This window comes from Streptomyces sp. NPDC005263 (assembly GCF_042872365.1).
Classification (GTDB): domain Bacteria; phylum Actinomycetota; class Actinomycetes; order Streptomycetales; family Streptomycetaceae; genus Streptomyces.
On sequence record NZ_JBIAKJ010000007.1, the window covers coordinates 466469 to 484881 of the forward strand.

Annotated in this window: 8 protein-coding genes; 7 read left to right on the top strand and 1 reads right to left on the bottom strand. The window is 69.5% G+C overall.

The window, feature by feature from the left end:
• Positions 1-86 precede the first annotated feature (86 nt).
• Positions 87-11207 (top strand): amino acid adenylation domain-containing protein, encoded by an 11121-nt coding sequence (locus ACFYRY_RS30620; protein WP_389152644.1) that lies wholly within the window; start codon positions 87-89, stop codon positions 11205-11207.
• An 85-nt stretch (positions 11208-11292) separates the two neighbouring features.
• The gene (locus ACFYRY_RS30625) at positions 11293-12279 is read left to right on the top strand and encodes a 2OG-Fe(II) oxygenase family protein (protein WP_389152647.1); all 987 of its coding nucleotides are present in this window, start codon (positions 11293-11295) and stop codon (positions 12277-12279) included.
• A 78-nt stretch (positions 12280-12357) separates the two neighbouring features.
• Here ACFYRY_RS30625 and ACFYRY_RS30630 read toward each other — a convergent pair whose 3' ends face one another.
• A complete protein-coding gene (locus ACFYRY_RS30630) occupies positions 12358-13101 on the bottom strand; it encodes a sulfotransferase family protein (protein WP_389152650.1) in 744 nt (247 codons plus the stop codon).
• Positions 13102-13381: 280 nt separating this feature from the next.
• On the opposite strand from ACFYRY_RS30630, the gene ACFYRY_RS30635 reads away from it, so the two are divergent.
• The 5 genes from ACFYRY_RS30635 (at position 13382) to ACFYRY_RS30655 (ending at position 18386) form a co-directional block, all read left to right on the top strand.
• On the top strand, positions 13382-14095 hold the full coding sequence (locus tag ACFYRY_RS30635; RefSeq protein WP_389152653.1) for a CmcI family methyltransferase: 714 nt from the start codon (positions 13382-13384) through the stop codon (positions 14093-14095).
• A gap of 9 nt (positions 14096-14104) precedes the next feature.
• Positions 14105-14977, top strand: a complete 873-nt coding sequence (locus ACFYRY_RS30640; RefSeq protein WP_389152655.1) for a CmcJ/NvfI family oxidoreductase — start codon at positions 14105-14107, stop codon at positions 14975-14977.
• A 21-nt stretch (positions 14978-14998) separates the two neighbouring features.
• A complete protein-coding gene (locus ACFYRY_RS30645; protein ID WP_389152658.1) occupies positions 14999-15958 on the top strand; it encodes a 2OG-Fe(II) oxygenase family protein in 960 nt (319 codons plus the stop codon).
• A gap of 83 nt (positions 15959-16041) precedes the next feature.
• Positions 16042-16785 (top strand): O-methyltransferase, encoded by a 744-nt coding sequence (locus ACFYRY_RS30650; RefSeq protein WP_389152661.1) that lies wholly within the window; start codon positions 16042-16044, stop codon positions 16783-16785.
• Positions 16782-18386 (top strand): long-chain-fatty-acid--CoA ligase, encoded by a 1605-nt coding sequence (locus tag ACFYRY_RS30655; protein ID WP_389152664.1) that lies wholly within the window; start codon positions 16782-16784, stop codon positions 18384-18386. Before ACFYRY_RS30650 ends, ACFYRY_RS30655 begins: the two co-directional genes overlap by 4 nt.
• The last annotated feature ends 27 nt before the right edge of the window (positions 18387-18413 follow it).

The following is an 18413-nucleotide window of genomic DNA, read 5'->3' on the forward strand; positions in this document are numbered from 1 at the left end:
GTATGAAGTCAGCACCGTACCCGACGACTGCCGCGGACTGGTCTGCCCGCATTGCAGCAGTATCGAGCGAGCGTTGCGATCTGGAGATGCTCCTCAAGGACGAGTGGCGCAACAAGATCGCGGTGCGGGACGACGACCCCACCGTACGTGCGACGAGGCGCCAGGACCTGCGCGTCGGCGGGCAGGACTACACCGCCCTGAAGAAGGCGCTGCGCGAGGACAGCGGGGTGTCCGTCGCCGCGTTCGCGCTGGCCGCGCTGCACGGCGTCATGCGCGCCTACGGTCATGGGAACCGGACGGTGGCGGCACTGGTCGACGCCACGGGAGGCGACGGCGTACGGCGGCCACGGGTCCTTCCGGTCATCGTCGACCACATCGAGCAGGCCCGGCTCACCTGCCGTGAGGCGGTGCGGGAACTCGGCGAGGCCGTGCGCCGTGAGGACGCCTACGTCACCGGGGACGAGGTGCTGGGGCGCGGTCACTTCGACGCGCTGCTGGTGCTCGCCGACCACGACGTGGCCCTGGCCGACCTGCCGCCCTCCCCGCTCCTGGTGGTGGTCCGGGACGTCGAGGCGGACGGACACCTTCAGTGGACCATGGTCTGCGCGGACGAGCTGTTCGAGGACAGGACCATCGCCGGTGTGCTCGACGTCGTCCGTGAGGTGCTCGGCCAGTTCCTCGGCCGTCCCGCCCAGCGCGTCGCCGACCTGGAACTGGTGTCCAAGGCACAGCGCCGGCAACTGCACGAGTGGAACGCCACCGACGGCGACTTCCCGGAGGGCAGGCGGCTCAACGACCTGTTCGAGGACGCCGTGCGCCGGTCACCGGACCGCGAGGCCGTGGTCTTCGGCGACACCGGGCTGACCTATCGCGAGGTCGACGAGCGGTCCAACCAGCTCGCCCACTGGCTGCTCGGGCCCGGGATGGGGGTGCGGCCGCAGCAACTGGTCGGGATGTACCTCGACAAGAGCGACCTGGGTGTGGTGGCCACCCTGGGGCTGTGGAAGGCCGGTGCGGCGTATGTGCCGATCGACCCCGCGTACCCGTCGGAACGGATCCGTTTCATCGTCGGTGACACCGGGCTGAAGGGCGTCGTCACCAACCGGCACCACGCGGCACGGCTCAGGGAGATCCTCGGCGCCGAACACGCCGAGGTGCGCGTCATCGAGATCGAGACGGTGCTCGCACAGCAGGACCTGGCCGGGCGCGCGCTGCGGGAGAGCCCCCGGCTGTCCCTGGGCAGCGGCGATCTCGCCTACGTCACGTACACCTCGGGCACCACGGGCGTCCCCAAGGGCGTCCCCAAGTACCACGACAGCGTCGTGAACAGCATCACGGACCTGTCCGAGCGCTATGAGATGCGCCGGCCCCATGAGGAGCGGGTCGCGCTCTTCGCCTCGTACGTCTTCGAACCGCACCTGAGGCAGACCCTGATCGCGCTCGTCAACTCCCAGACGCTGGTGATCGTCCCGGAGGAGATCAGGCTGGACCCGGACCGGTTCCCCGCGTACATCGAGCGGCACGGGGTGACGTATCTCAACGCCACCGGATCGGTGCTGCAGCACTTCGACCTGAGTCGTTGTACGAGCTTGAAGAAGCTGCTGCTGGTCGGTGAGGAGCTGACGGCGGCCGGGCTGCGTCAGCTCCGCGAGAGGTTCCCCGGACTCGTCATCAACGAGTACGCCTTCACCGAGGCGGCGTTCGTCACCGCCGTCAAGGAGTTCGCGCCGGGCGTGACCGACCGGCCGGACCGCAGCATCGGCCGGCCGTTGCGCAACGTGAAGTGGTACGTGCTGAGCCAGAACCTGAAGCAACTGCCGATCGGCGCCATCGGCGAGCTGTACATCGGCGGCCGCGGTATCGCTCCGGGCTATCTCAACCGCGACGACCTGACCGCCGAGCGGTTCACGCCCAACCCGTACCAGTCGGAGCGGGAGAAGCTGCTGGGCCGCAACGCCCGCCTCTACCGGACCGGTGACCTGGCACGGTTCCTGCCGTCGGGTGAGGTCGAGTTCCTGGGCCGCAGCGACTTCCAGCTCAAGCTGAACGGCGTCCGCGTGGAGCCGGGCGAGATCGAGGCGCAGGCGACCGAGTACCCGGGCGTCCGCAAGTGCACCGTGGTGGCCCGCGAGGGGTCGCGCGGGGCCGGGGACCGTCATCTCGTCGGGTACTACACGACCGAGCCGTCGGTTGAGGTGACCGAGGAGGAGCTGCTGTCCTTCCTCGAGCAGCGGCTCATCCGGATCATGGTCCCGGCCCGGATGGTCCGGCTCGACGGCATCCCGGTCAACGTCAACGGCAAGGTGGACTGGCGTGCCCTGCCCGCCGTGGACCTCGCCCACGCGGGTGCCTCGCCCGCGTCCGCCGCCGGAGCCGGCCGCCCGCGCGGCGGGGCGGGCGGTGTCCTGGAGGAGCTGCGCGAGATCTGGGGCGAGGTCCTCGCGGTGCCGGCGGCCCGGATCGCGGACCAGGACGACTTCTTCCGGCTCGGGGGTCAGAGCATCTCCTGCATCCTGCTCATCGCACGCGTGCGGCAGCGGCTGGGGGTCTTCGTCGGCGTCGAGGACGTGTTCACCCTGAGGACCCTGGCCGAGCTCGCGGCCCATCTGGACCAACAGCGGGACAGACGGCCCGAGCCCGGACTGGGCGCGGCCCAGGAAGCGTCCGTGGCCGAGGGCGAGCCGGTCCGGCTGCGCGCGAACGGCCTCCAGCAGGGCCTGCTGTACCACGCCCTCAAGCGCAGGAACGGCGACGACGCCTACGTCATGCAGTCGGTGCACCGCTACCGATGTCCGATCCGCCCCGACCTGATGCAGCGGGCCTGGCAGCACGCGCAGCACAAGTACCCCGCGCTGCGGCTGCGCTTCGAGTGGGCCGAGGAGCCCCTCCAGATCATCGACCCCGACGACCGGCCCCTGGACTGGCGGTTCGTCGACCTGACCGACGTCGCGGACCCCGCCGAACAGGACGCCCGGATCAGGGAGGTGCAGGAACAGGACCGGATGGAGCCGTACGAGCCGGCCGAGGGCCGGATGTTCCGGGTCTACCTGATCAGGCAGCGCGAGGACCTGTACTCGCTGGTCTTCAGCTGCCACCACCTCGTCCTGGACGGCTGGAGCCTGCCGGTCCTGCACGACGAGGTGCACCGCGTGTACCTGGGCCTGCTGCGCGGCGCCGAGATCGAGCCGGACGTGGACCACTCCTACGTGGCGGCCCAGCGGTACTGGGAGGAGCACCGTGACGACCACGTCGACCACTGGCTCCAGCAGATCGAGCGCATCGACGAACGCGGTGACTTCGACGGACTGCTCAAGGAGGAGCTCCGCTACCAGGTCGACCTGAGTGACTACGACCATGTGCACGAGCACCGGACGAAGAAGCTCGGTCTCGGCGCGGACCTGACCGCCGAGCTGAAGTCGATGTGTGCCGGCAACTCCGTCACCCTGCACTCGGTGCTGCAGTTCGTGTGGCACAAGGTGCTGTACGCGATCGGCGGCGGGAACACCACGGTGGTGGGGACGATCGTCTCCGGACGCAACCTGCACGTCGACGCCATCGAGAACTCGGTGGGCCTGTACATCAACACCCTGCCCCTGGTGGTCGACCACGACGAGCAGGCCGGGCGGAGCGTGGGCGAGGCCATCGGCGCCATCCAGTCCGTCGTGAACACGATGAACGGCAGGAGCACGGTCGAGCTGGGCAGGCTGCAGACCGGCGGGATGAAGCGCCGGCTGTTCGACACGCTGCTGGTGCTGGAGAACTACCCGCGGCTCCTGGAGGAGGCCGAGGAGCACGACGAGCTCCTCCGCTTCGAGAAGGCGTACGACGCCGACAAGGTCGACTACCCCCTGGCCGTCGTGGCGCGTGAGGAGGGCGACGAGCTGACGGTCACCCTGTGGTACGCGGGTGAACTCTTCGACGACACCACGATCGACACCCTGCTCGAGGTCACCCGCGTCCTGTTCGCCCAGGTGGCGCGGGACGTCACCCAGCCCGTCGACGGTCTTCAGCTCGTGTCGCCGGCGATGATCGAGCGTTTCGACGACTGGAACCGCACCGCGGCCGAGTTCCCGGCGGACAAGACCCTGCACGGTGTGTTCGAGGAGCAGGCGGCGGCCTGGCCGGACGAGATCGCCGTGGTCTACCGCGACACGAGGCTGACGTACCGGCAGCTCAACGAGCGGGCCAACCAGTTGGCGCACTACCTGCGGTCGGTCGTCCAGCTGCGGCCGAACGACCTGGTCGGCCTGGTGGTGGACAAGAGCGAGCTGATGATCATCGCGATCCTCGCGGTGTGGAAGACGGGGGCGGCCTATGTGCCGATCGACCCGGGCTATCCCGACGACCGGATCGCGTTCATGCTCCAGGACACCCGGGCGGGGCTGGTGGTGACCAACCGGGCCCACGGTGAGCGGCTGCGCGGGCTGCCGGCCGCGGTGGGGCTGCCGGTGGTGGAGGTCGACCACCTGCCGATGGGGTACCGGTCGTCGGAGAACCCGGTCACCGAGGTCACCAGCACCGACCTGGCCTACGCCATCTACACCTCGGGCACCACCGGCAACCCCAAGGCCGTCCTGGTCGAGCACCGCGGCGTCGTCAACCTCCAGGTCTCCCTGGCGAAGCTGTTCTCGCTGGACAAGAGCGAGGGCGACGAGGCGCTGCTGTCGTTCTCCAACTACGTCTTCGACCACTTCGTCGAGCAGATGACCGACGCGCTGCTCAACGGGCAGAAACTGGTGGTGCTCGACGACACGATGCGTACGGACGCCGAGCGCCTGTACCGGTACATCAACGACGAGAAGGTCACCTACCTCTCCGGGACCCCGTCGGTGCTGTCGCTGTACGACTACTCGACGACGACGTCCCTGACCCGCATCGACGCGATCGGCGAGGACTTCACCGAGCCGGTGTTCAACAAGATCCGCGGGACCTTCTCGGGCACCGTCATCAACGGGTACGGCCCGACGGAGATCTCGATCACCAGCCACAAACGCCCGTACCCCGCGGTGGACGAGCGGCGCGCGACCAAGAGCATCGGCCACCCGGTGGCGAACACCACGGCGTACGTGCTCAACAAGTCGATGAAGCGGGTGCCGGTCGGCGGCATGGGCGAGTTGTACATCGGCGACGTCGGTGTCACCCGCGGCTACCTCAACCGTGGCGAGCTGACCGCGGAACGGTTCGTCGACAACCCGTTCCAGACGCCCGAGGAGCGGGCGTCGGGGCGCAACGCGCGTCTGTACCGGACGGGCGATCTGGTGCGGTGGCTGCCCAACGGCGAGCTGGAGTGCCTGGGCCGCACCGACCTCCAGGTCAAGATCCGCGGCCAGCGCGTCGAACTCGGCGAGGTCGAGGCGGTCCTCACGGACCACCCCGGCGTGACCAGGTCCCTGGTGATCGCCCGTGAACATCAGGGCGCCGGGGTCACGGCGGCGCAGAAGTACCTGGTCGCGTTCTACATCAGCGACCGCGAGCACGACGAGCAGGACCTGCGGGAGTGGATGCGCGGGAAACTGCCCGAGGCCATCGTGCCCGCGCGCATCCTGCGGATCACCGACATCCCGGTGACCCCCAGCGGCAAGCTGGACACGCGGCGGCTGCCCGAGACGGACTTCGCGGCGGGCGACGGCACCGAGTACGTCGCCCCCGTCGACGACGTCGAGGTCAAGCTGTGCGGCATCTGGGCCACGGTGCTCGGCGTCGCCCCGGACCGCATCGGGGTGCACGACGACTTCTTCTCGCTCGGCGGCGACAGCATCCGTGCCATGGCGCTGGCGCAGGCCATCACGACCGGCTTCGGCCGTGGCCTCGGCGTCCAGACCGTGCTCCAGCACACGTCCCTCGGCGCCCAGGCACGGCACATCAGGGAGACGGCCGCGCAGCCGGACGACGCGCACCCCGAGCGGACGGCCGGGCGCGCCGCGGCGGGGGCCGGCCGCCCGCCGGTGTCGCTCGCTCAGGAACGCCTGCTGTTCATCGACGAGTTCGAGGGCGGTACCGCCGCCTACAACATCCCGTTCGCGCTGCGGATCCCGACGCACGGCGGGGTGTCGGGGGAGACGGTGGTCCAGGCCCTGCGCACCCTGCTGCGGCGCCATCCCGCGCTGCGCACCCTGCTCAGGACGGACCAGGACGGGGTCCGCCGGCAGCACACGCTGCCGGCGGAGGAGGCGTTGGCTCTGTTCCACCCGGACACGCACACGGTCGAGAAGACCGCCGAGCTCGACGAGCGGCTCGTGCGGTGCGAGGGCCACGTGTTCCGTCTGCACGAGGAACTGCCCGTGCGGGCCGACCTGTTCGTACTCGAAACGGAACGCGACAGCCTGTACCTGAGCCTCGTGCTCCACCACACCTGCTTCGACGGCTGGTCGTGGAACGTCTTCCGTCAGGAGCTGGCGGCCCTGCTGCGCGGGGTGCCCGCGGCGGACCTCGGCACGGTCCGCGGCGACTACGCCGACTTCGCCGTGTGGCAGCGGCAGTACCTGACCGGCCGGCGGCTGGCGGAACTGACCGCGTTCTGGACGGACGCGCTGGCCGGGTTCGAGGCGGTCCCCCTGCCCCTGGACCGCCCGCGCCCCGCCCGATTCGACTACCGCGGCCGGGAGATCGAGTTCGGGCTGGACGACGAGACCGTTCAGGCGCTGCGGGCGCTGGCCCGGTCGGCGCGGGTGAGTCTGTACAGCGTGCTGCTCGGCGCCTGGTGCCTGATGCTGACCCTGCACACCGGCCGGCACGACATCGTGGTGGGCACCCCCTCCGCCAACCGCGGGCGCCCGGAGTTCGACCGCACGGTCGGCTTCTTCGCGAACCTGCTCGCACTGCGGGTCCGGATCGACGAGCAGGCCACGCTGGTGGAGTACGTCCGCTCGGTCGGTGAGCACGTGGTCGCGGCGCAGGTGCACGGCGAGCTGCCGTTCGAGCAGCTCGTCAAGGAACTCGACGTGGAGAAGGACCCGAGCCGCCACCCCGTTCTGCAGGTCAACTTCACCCTGCAGAACGTCACGGACCGCGCCGACGCCCCGTCGGTGGCCGCCCAGGACCCGGTGCTGATCGACCACAAACCGGACACCGGCGGCTGGACGGCCACCAAGTTCGACCTGTCGGCCACCCTCACCGAGACCCCGGGCGGAGGGCTGGCGGGCAACCTGACCTACGCCGCGTCCCTGTTCGAGGACGCCAGCGCCGAGGGATTCATCGCCACCTTCCAGCATGTCCTGCGCGAGTTCACCCGGCTCGCCGCGGCGGGCGAGCGGGCCCGGCTGGTGGAGGTCACCGGCGTGGACGACGAGGCCCGGACGGAGCTGCTGGCCGACGCCGGTCCGGCACTCATCGCCGACCGACCCGCCCGGACGCTGCACGCCGTCTTCGAGGAGACGGCCGCCGCCTTCCCGGACCGGATCGCGCTGGTGCACGGCGACACGCGGTTGACGTACCGGCAGCTCAACGAGCGGGCCAACCAGTTGGCGCACTACCTGCGGTGCGTCGTGCAGGTGCGGCCGAACGACCTGGTCGCCCTGGTGCTGGACAAGAGCGATGTGATGGTCACCGCGATCCTGGCGGTGTGGAAGGCCGGGGCGGCGTACGTGCCGATCGACCCGGGCTACCCCGACGACCGGATCGAGTTCATGCTCCAGGACACGGGGGCGCGGCTCCTGGTGACCCAGCACACCCACGCGGACCGGCTGCGCACCCTGTCCGCCGCGGCACAGGCGGAGCTGGTGGAGGCCGACCGGCTGCCGATGGGCTACCGCTGCACCGAGAACCCGGTCACCGAGGTCTCGGCCGACGACCTGGCGTACGCCATCTACACCTCCGGCACGACCGGCCGGCCCAAGGCCGTCCTGGTGCCGCACCGCGCCGTGCACAGCTTCCGTGAGCAGCTCTTTGAACACCACTTCCAGGACACCGGCGGCACGCGCGAAGGCGTGCTGTTCCTCGCCAACTACGTGTTCGACTTCTCCGTCGAACAGCTGGCGCTGTCCGTCCTCGGCGGTCACACCCTGCTCGTGCCCTCGTCCTCGCCGGCCGAGGACGACGCCTTCTACGACCACGCGAACCGAGCGGGGCTGACGTACCTGAGCGGCACGCCGACGCAGATCACCCAGTTCGACCTCTCGCGTCTGACGCACCTGCGGTGTGTGCTGGTCGCCGGTGAGGCGTTCCACGAGCGCCACTTCGACAAGATCCGCGGCGAGTTCTCCGGCCTCCTCATGAACGCCTACGGCACCACCGAGACCGCCGTCTACAACACCGTCCGGCGCTTCGAGCCCGGCGCCCCCTACGCGAACGCCCTCGGGCAGCCGCTCGGCAACAGTCGGCTGTACGTGCTCGGCGAGCACCTGCGGCTGCTGCCGCCGGGCGCGGTGGGTGAGCTGTACGTGGCCGGCGAGTGCGTCACGGACGGCTATCTCAACCAGCCTGAGCTGACCGGTGAGCGGTTCCTGCCGAACCCGTTCCGGACCGAGGACGAGTGCCGCGACGGCCGCCACGGGGTGCTGTACCGCACCGGCGACCTGGTGCGCCGCGGCCACGACGGCGAGATCCGGTACGTCGGACGCAACGACGCCCAGGTCAAGATCAACGGCCTGCGCATCGAACTCGGCGAGGTGGAGGCCGTCCTCGCCGGCTGCCCGCACGTGCGGGAGTGCGCCGTCGTCGCGGCCGGGGACGAGCGCTCACCGGCCGGCCGGAGGCTGGTCGGCTATTACGTGGCCGACCGCGACACGCCCGTGGACGAGGACGAGATCTTCGCCGGACTGCGGGCCAGGCTGATGCCGGGCATGGTGCCGTCGACGCTGGTACGCCTGGACCGGCTGCCGATGACCGTCAACGGCAAGCTCGACACCAAGGCGCTGCCGGCGGTGGACTTCGCGGCACGGCGAGCCGTCTACGCGGCCCCGCGCAGCCGTACCGAGGCCCGGCTGTGCCAGTTGTGGAGCGCGGGGCTGCCGGGAGGCGCGGTCGGTATCGACGACGACTTCTTCCGCTCGGGTGGCGACAGCATCAGCGCCCTGCACCTGGCGAGTCAGGTGCAACGGGAGACCGGCCGCCGGATCGGCGTCAAGGACGTCTTCGACTTCCCGACCGTCAGGCAACTCGTCGACAACGTCCTGTCCAGGGCGGACGACGGGGACGGCACGGACGAGGAGCACGAGGAGCCGGAGCAGGGACCGCTGCGCGGCAACTGCCCGCTGCTGCCGGTGCAGGAGTGGTTCCTCGCCAAACCGCTCGCCCACCGCGAGCACTGGAACCACAACTTCGCCGTCCGGACGCCACCGCTGGAGGTGGCGAGGCTGCGCGAGTCCCTGGCCCGGCTGGTCGACCACCACGACGCGTTCCGGCTGCGCTACGGCGGCTTCGGCGGCTCCGGCGACGACACGGACAAGGTCACCCAGTCCTACGCCGAGGACGCCCCGGACGTCGTCCTGCACGAACTCGACGTGAGCGGACTGCGCCCCGAGGAGATCCGCGGGCACCTCGCCCGATGGCAGAGCGACTTCGACCTGGAGCAGGGCCCGACCGCGTGCGCCGCCTACCTGAGCGGGTTCGAGGACGGCACCGCACGCGTCTGGTTCGCCCTGCACCACCTGATCGTCGACTCCGTCAGCTGGCACATCCTCGCCCAGGACCTCCAGATCCTGTACCACGGCGGTGAGCTGGAGAAGAAGACGAGCAGCTACCGGCAGTGGGGTGAGGCGCTGCGCGGCTACACCCCCGAGGAGGACGAGCGCCGGCTGTGGCAGGACGTCCAGGGCGGACTGGCCGCGGCGCGCGGCGAGTTGTCGGCCGCTCCGGGCGCGGCCACACTCCGCGAGGAATTCGCGCTGAGCCCGTCGGAGACCCACACCCTGCTCACCGAGAGCCACTGGGCGTACGACACCACCCTGCACGAGCTGCTGCTGACCGCGACCGGACTGGCCCTCCGGGCGATCACCGGCCGGGCCACCAACCACGTCACGGTCGAGGGCCACGGCCGCGAACGCTTCGCCGGGGCGCCCGACGTCCGTGACACGGTCGGCTGGTTCACCACCATGTACCCGCTGGCCCTTCAGAGCGACCCCGAGGATCTGGGGCGCAGTGTGATCGGCACCAGGCAGGCCTGCCGGCGGGTGCCGCACCACGGCATCGGCTACGGCGCCCTCTTCGGCCGGTACGGCGGCGAGCGCGCACCGCTCGCCCCGGTCAGCTTCAACTACCTCGGCCGGTTCGCCGACGGGGCGGGGCAGGGGCCACAGCGGCAGGCGGGCTGGCAGCTCGACTCGGCCATGTCGGGCAGCCACATCGCCGACGGCAACCGGGGAGCGGACCAGTTCGGCGTCGACGTGACCATGCGGTGTGCGGGCGACCGTCTGGTCACCGTGGTCGACAGCCGGCTGGACGAGGACACCACCCGGCGGTTCACCAGCGAACTGCGCTCCTGGCTCGAGCGGCTCGCCGCCCACACGGCGGACGTGGCCCGCTCCGGGACCGGCCTCGCGCAGCCGGGCCGGCAGGCGGTCACCGAGGACGACTTCGAGCCGTACATCCTCGTCGACGAGGAGCACGCGGCGCACACCCTGTTCGTCTTCCCGCCCGGCGAGGGCGGGGCCGAGAGCTACCTGAGCAATATCGCGCAGCGGCTGCCCGGACACCGGCTGGTGCTGTTCAACAACGTGCACCTGCACACGCCCAAGGAGTCGTTCGAGGCCGTCGCCCGCTACTACCTCGACCACATGCGGAAGGTGCAGCCGACCGGGCCGTACCACCTGCTCGGCTGGAGCTTCGGCGGGATCGTGGCCCTGGAGGTGTCGGCGCAGCTGGCACGCGCGGGAGACACGATCGACAACCTGTTCGTCATCGACTCGTACTTCAACATGCGGCACGCGACGGCCGAGATCGGCCTGGCCGGGGTCGAGGACCTCCTCGACCCCATCAACTACCACTACACGCCGAGCCGGGAGGACCTCGACCGCCTGGACGACCGGCTCGGCAGGCTGGTGATGTTCAAGGCGGAGGAACCGAACGAGATCGTCCGCGACGACCAGCAGCACCGGCTCTTCGAGTTTTACCGGCGGACGCCGTACAACGCTCTCGACACCCTCCTGCCGGCCGAGTCGATCGAGGTCCACGCACTGCGCGGCGAGACCCACCACTCGTGGGTACGGAACGAGCGCCTGGTCGCCGACATGTGCGAGCGGATCTCGGCGTCGCTGCGGGACGCCGGATGAACGCGCGCACCGCGGGACCGTCCGGAACGCATCCGCACCTCATGTCCAGGCACCAGCGCCTGGTGCCAAGCCAGTGGAGGATTCCATGCCCATCCTGATGCCGTCGGCGCACGTGCCGACGATCGACATCTCGCCGCTCCTCGGCGGCGATCCGGACGCGAGGACGCGCGTCGCGCAGGAGATCAACAAGGCGTGCCGGGGCTCCGGTTTCTTCTACGCCTCCCACCACGGCATCGACGTCCGGCTGCTCCAGGACGTGGTCAACGAGTTCCACCGGACCATGACCGCCGAGGAGAAGCACGCCCTGGCGATCAACGCGTACAACAAGGACAACCCGCATGTCCGCAACGGCTATTACATGGCCGTCGAGGGCAAGAAGGCCGTGGAGTCCTGGTGCTATCTGAACCCGTCGTTCACCGAGGACCACCCGATGATCAGGTCCGGGGCGCCGATGCACGAGGTGAACATCTGGCCGGACGAGAAGCGGCACGAGCGGTTCCGGCCGTTCTGCGAGCAGTACTACCGGGACATGTTCCGGCTCTCCAAGGCGCTGATGCGGGGGTTCGCGCTGGCCCTGGGCAAGCCCGAGGACTTCTTCGACGGCCCGCTCTCGGAGGCCGACACGCTGTCCGCCGTGTCGCTGATCCGCTACCCCCACCTGGAGGACTATCCGCCGGTCAAGACGGGGCCGGACGGCACGAAGCTCAGCTTCGAGGACCACCTGGACGTGTCGATGATCACCGTGCTCTTCCAGACCGAGGTGCAGAACCTCCAGGTCGAGACGGTGGACGGCTGGCAGGACCTGCCCACGTCCGGGGACGACTTCCTGGTGAACTGCGGCACCTACATGGGGTACCTCACCAACGACTACTTCCCGGCGCCGAACCACCGGGTGAAGTTCATCAACGCGGAGCGACTGTCCCTGCCGTTCTTCCTGCACGCCGGGCACAGCGCCGTGATGGAGCCGTTCAGCCCCGAGGACACCGGCAAGGAGCTGAACCCGCCGGTCATGTACGGCGACTACCTCCAACAGGGCTTCCACGCCCTCATCGCCAAGAACGGCCAGACCTGAGGACCGACTCCGCACCACGGCCCCAGGACCCGGTGGGTCCTGGGGCCGTGGTGCGCCCGTGCGCCCGAGGGGGCCGGCTCAGCTCTCGGCCGACCCGGACCGCATCGCGGCGAGTGACCGACGTCGCTTCTCGAAGAGCCCCCGGTTGCGCTCATGGAAGCTGCCCGCCTCGTTGACGTGCGGGAACTCCTCGTCGGGGACCGGCACTTCCAGGAAGTCGCAGAGCGGGCCCCACCCCTCGCTCACCTGGAAGACCAGGAGCCGATCAGCCGGCACGGTGGCCTTCACCTCGGCGATGTGCCGGTTGAAGGCCTCGACGGCCTCATGCTCGTCCATCTCGTTCAACGGCCGGTCGCCGCCCACGTCGAGGATGCGAGGACGCAGTTCCTCGGTCATGAAACGGCCGAACTCGGCGGCGTCCGGGTCGGGGTCCCCCGGCTGCTGCATGTGCCGGGAGAAGATGGTCTTCTGGGCGCTCGCGTACCAGCGGTGCGGGTCCCGCACGGTCAGCACGACCTTCGCCTTGGGCCACGCGTCCGTCAGCTCGCGCCAGAAGACACAGCCGGGGAAGTCCACCGTGGCCCGGTATCCCTCGAACACCGGCCGTACGTCCACCGGGTCGGTGGCGAGTGCCTCCTGCCACAGCGGCATCTGCCGAAGATTCACAATCAGTTCGCTCATGTGGTGACAGGGATCGAACCCGAGCCTCTGAAGTGCCGCCTGCATCGATAACGTACCGGTACGGCCATATCCGGGGCCTATCACGTCCAAGGGTGATCCTTCCCTTCTGCGCAATGGAATTTTCCCGTGCGGGCGAGACACTACCCCGCTGACGGATGTTTATCGCACAGGAAACAGCATGCAGTCCGAATCCGGCGGGTGATACGGGGTGGGTCAGTACCTGCACATCGGGCCGGACATGGGCTCTCACCTGCGGTGAAGCTCTCGTCGCGGAGCGCGGTTTCGCTATGTGAATTTTCCGCCGGATCACTTTTGTGCGTTATTCAGGAGAGCCCCCGGAGAGAGTCTAGAGAGAAGGTCAAGAGTAGTGCCGGTTAGCGTTGCAGGGCCGAAATGCGGCGCAAACTCAGGGGAGAACTCATTGAACGACTACTCTCGCGAGAACTTCCTGGATCTGAACGCATTCCGAGGGCTGGGCGACGACCCGGTATACCGTCCTCCGGTGCTGACGGACCGGCCGCGTGACTGGCCCCTTGACCGGTGGGCCGAAGCACCGCGCGACCTGGGCTACCCGGACTTCTCCCGCTATCAGTGGCGTGGTCTGCGGCTGCTCAAGGACCCGGAGGCCCAGGCGGCCTTCCACGACCTGCTGTGGGAGTTCCGCCCCCGCACCATCGTCGAACTGGGGGTGTACAGCGGCGGTTCCCTGGTCTGGTTCCGCGACCTGACCCGGCTCATGGGCGCCGACTGCCAGGTCATCGGGGTCGACAGGGATCTCTCCCGCTGCCAGATCCCCTCCACCGAGATGTCGGACATCGCTCTGCACGAAGCCGACTGCACCGACCTCGGGACGCTGGAGAAGCTCCTCGGCGACGTCGCCCATCCGCTGCTGCTCGTCGACGACGCGCACGCGGACACGTTCAACGTCATGCGGTGGGCGGTCGACCATCTGCTGCACGAGGGCGACTACTTCGTCATCGAGGACATGATCCCCTACTGGCACCGTTACAGCCCGGCCCTGCTGGAGCAGTACCTGGCGTCCTTCCGCGATGTGCTGACCATGGACATGGTGTACGCCAACGCCAGCCCGCAGCTGGACCGGGGCGTCTTCCGCCGCTCGGCGGCGAAGGGCTAGCCGGCCGCCGTGTCAGCCGTATCGACCGTCCTGCACTATGCCGCACCGCTGGCCTCCGGCCCCCCGGACGGCGACTGGTGCGTCGACGCCCTGTCCCGTCCGCCCGAGGTGATCCTCAACTTCCGTATGGTCCCGCACGAGGCGACCGTCACGGACCTGCGCGACAGCTCCGTGCGGCCCACCCTCGACACCATGGGGTTCGAGAAGGCCGCGGTCCCCACCCGGGCCGACCAGCGCGCCCTGGCGGAGAACTCCGAAACGGCCCTGGAACGGTACCGGCAGGAGACCGCTGAGCTGCTGACGTCCGTCACCGGGGCCGACGCGGTGGAGTTCTTCGACGCCACCCTCAGACACCAGGACGCCAACCCCTCCGGCGCGACGCCCCACCAGGCGCCCCACCAGCGGGTCCACGTCGACCAGAGCCCGAACAGCGCCCGGGTCCGGGCCGCCCTGCACGGCCCGGAGCGACGCCGCTTCGGCAGGTTCCAGATCATCAACACCTGGCGACCCCTGCTGCGGCCCGTCCGCAACTACCCCCTCGCCCTGTGCGACTACCGGTCGCTGGACCCCGGTGCCGACCTGGTGGCGACCCGGCTGGAGTTCCCGGAGTGGCTCAAGGACCGCGAGAGCTACTCCGTGAAACACAACTCCCGTCACCGCTGGCACTACTGGCGGTCGCTCGCACCCGACGAGGTCCTCCTCTTCAAGTGCTACGACAGCGCGAGCCGCAGTCTGGCGCTCGCGGCGGACGGAGCGGACCGACCCGGGCTGGCCGACGTGGCCGGCCTGTGCCCGCACACCGCGTTCTACGACGAGGAAGGACCCGACACCGGACATTTGCGAACGTCTCTGGAAACGCGCGCCGTACTTTTCTACGACTGATCCGGGAAGGAGCGGGCCACCATGACGGACACGGCGGTGCCCCGAGTGCCCATCTTCAGCCTCACCTCGCTGAAGAAGGGCGTTGACCAGGAAGAGTTCCGCAGGTGTGTGACCGAGGCGGGGGTCTTCTACCTCACCGACTGCGGAGTGCCGGAGCAGGACCACAAGCTCGCCACCGACGCGGCCACGGACTTCTTCGCGCACGGCACGCCTTCGGAGAAGAAGGCCGTGACGACGAAGAACCCGACCATGCGCCGTGGTTACTCCGCGCTGGAGGCTGAGAGCACGGCCCAGGTGACCAGAACGGGCACCTACACGGACTACTCGATGTCGTACTCGATGGGGGTCGCCGACAACCTCTTCCCCTCGCAGCGCTTCGAGGAGATCTGGACCGACTACTTCGTCGGCCTCTACACCGCCGCCCGGGAGACCGCCCAGGCGGTCCTGGAGGCCACCGGCACGTACGACGGCTCGGACGGCAGGGACATCGACACCCTGCTGGACTGCGACCCCGTGCTGCGGCTGCGGTACTTCCCCGAGGTGCCCGAGCACCGCGCCGCCGAGCACGAACCGCGGCGCATGGCCCCGCACTACGACCTGTCCATCATCACCCTGATCCACCAGACGCCGTGCGCCAACGGGTTCGTCAGCCTCCAGGCCGAGATCGACGGCGAACTGGTGGACCTGCCGCACATCCCGAACGCCGTGGTCGTGCTGTGCGGCGCCATCGCCCCCCTGGTCACCCAGGGCGCGGTCCCCGCACCCCGGCACCATGTCAGGTCCCCGGAAGCCGGCCTGCGCGAGGGCAGCGCCCGCACGTCGAGCGTCTTCTTCCTGCGCCCCTCCACCGACTTCAGCTTCTCGGTCCCCAAGGCCCGTAGCTACGGCCTCGAAGTCGACACCCTCGACGGCGAGAGCGCGACCTTCGGGGACTGGATCGGGACCAACTACGTCACCATGCACGCGACTTCCACGTCCTAGGCCGGCGTGGGAGGTGCCCCCACTCGCCGCACTCTGTGCCGACCCACGTGCCCACACTCCCTCACACGTCGAGAGAAGAAGCCATGGAACACAGGTCCGACGCCGTCTTCAAGAAGCCCACGATCTTCCGGGACGGGATCCGCGAGTACGCGGAGCGACTCTCCACCCCCGTCTCGCCCGAGCTGCGGAACATCGCCGAGGAAACCGCGAGGGCCACCCCCGAGTGGGCGGACATATCGACCGCGCACATCCAGACGTCCTTCCTCCAGATGCTGATCACCACGGGCGGCATGAACCGGGTGCTGGAGGTGGGCACCTTCACCGGCCACGGCGCCATCGCCTTCGCCGAGGCCCTGCCGAAGGACGGCGAGGTCGTCACCGTAGACACCTACGTCGCGGACAAGCGGGCCCAGGACGTGGCCACGCGGGCCTTCGAACGCAGTCCGCACGGGTACAAGATCAAGCCCGTGCTGGAGGAGGCCCTGTCCGTTCTCCAGACCGTCGAAGGCGACTTCGACCTCATCTTCCTGGACGCGGACAAGCCGAACTACATCTCGTACTTCGAGACCATCCTCGATCGCGGCCTGCTGCGGCCTCGCGGTCTGCTGGTCGTCGACAACACGATGTGGGGCGGTGAAGTCCTCGACCCGCGCTCCCTGCCGCCCGCCGACGAGGCCGTCACCGGCGAGGAATGGGTGGAGCGCATGTTCGCCAACTGGGCGCACGACGTGGTCAGGTTCAACAAGCACGTCGTCGCGGACCCCCGGGTGCGCGCCGCGCTGCTCACCGTCCACGACGGCATGACCCTCGTCCAGCTTGCATCATGACCCGGCAGGGCGGAATCGGGCTCTCGGTGGGCATGCTGCTGCGGCGGGCGGCCACCGTGGCACCCACCAAGGAGGTCCGCGAGGTCGACCTCGCCGGCAAGCCCCGCGGAACGTCCTGGGCGGCCCTTCAGGAACGCGTCCGCCGGCTGACCGACGCCCTGCGACGACTCGGTGTCGTCCAGGGCTCCGCGGTGACGACCTTCGCCTGGAACAGCACCCGGCACCTGGAGTGGTTCTTCGGTGTCCCGATGGCGGGCGCCGTCCTGGTGCCGGTCAACGTCCGGTTCTCCGACGACCAGATCGAATGGGTCGTCGCCCACGCGAACGCCCGGGTGATGGTGGTCGACGCCTCCCTCACCGGGCAGTTGGCACGGCTGCTGCCCCGGCTGCGGTCGGTGCGCGAGTTCATCGTCATCCCCGACGGGGGCGAGGTGCACCCCGCGTTCGCCGACGCGCTCTCCTACGAGCAACTGCTGGCCGAGGCCGCTGAGGTCGAGCCGCGCGACGTGGCGGAGAACCGCACCGCCTGTCTGTGCTACACGGGCGGCACCACCGGCAACCCCAAAGCCGTCGCCCACTCCCACCGGTCGCTCGTCCTGCACTCCCTCGGGATGTGCGCGGCGGACGCCTTCGCGGTCCGTGAACGCGACGTCATCTTCCCGCTGACGCCGCTGTTCCACGCCACCGCCTGGGGGCTGCCCTACGCGGCGGCCCTGGCGGGAGCGGGCCTGGTGTTCACCGGGCCGCACCTGGAACCCGAGGCCATCGCGGAGACCCTGGAGCGGGAGCAGGTCACCCTGTCGGCCGGCGTGCCCACCTTCTGGCTCGCCCTGGACGAGATGGACCCCCCGAAAGAGGCGTTCGCCTCCCTGGAACGCATCGTCTGCGGAGGCTCGGCGATTCCGCAGGGCCTGGTGCACCGGTACGCCGACCGAGGCGTGACCATGCAGCAGGGGCTCGGCATGACGGAGAACATGGCGACGGTCGCCCTGACGAACGTCCGCAGCGGCCTCGACTCCCTGCCTCCCGAGAAGCAGCTGGAACTGCACCACACGCAGGGCCTGGCCGTACCGGGTGTCGAGTTGCGGCTGGTCGACGACGAGGACCGGCTGCTGCCGCACGACGGGGTGACCCAGGGCGAACTCGAAGTCAGATCGCTGTGGGGGGCGACGAGCTACGAGAACGCCGACGCCGACGCCAACGCCGAGAAGTTCCACGACGGCTGGCTGCGCAGCGGCGACATCGCGACCATCGATCCGGACGGCTACGTCCGCATCACCGACCGCAGCAAGGACCTGATCAAGTCGGGCGGTGAGTGGATCAGTTCCATAGCGGTCGAGTCCGCGCTCATGGACCACCCCGCCGTCCTGGAGGCCGCCGTCGTCGCCGTGCCGGACGCCCGGTGGCAGGAACGGCCGCTGGCCGTCGTGGTGGCGCGGTCCGGCGCCACGGCGGCAGCCGACGAGCTGCGGTCCTTCCTGCGTGGCCGGCTGCCCAAGTGGTGGGTGCCGGACCGCTTCGAGTTCGTCCCCGAGATCGCGAAGACGGCCACCAACAAGTTCGACAAGAAGCTGCTGCGCAGTCTCTACGCCGACCACTGACCCCGCAGACCCCAGGGGGACACCCCC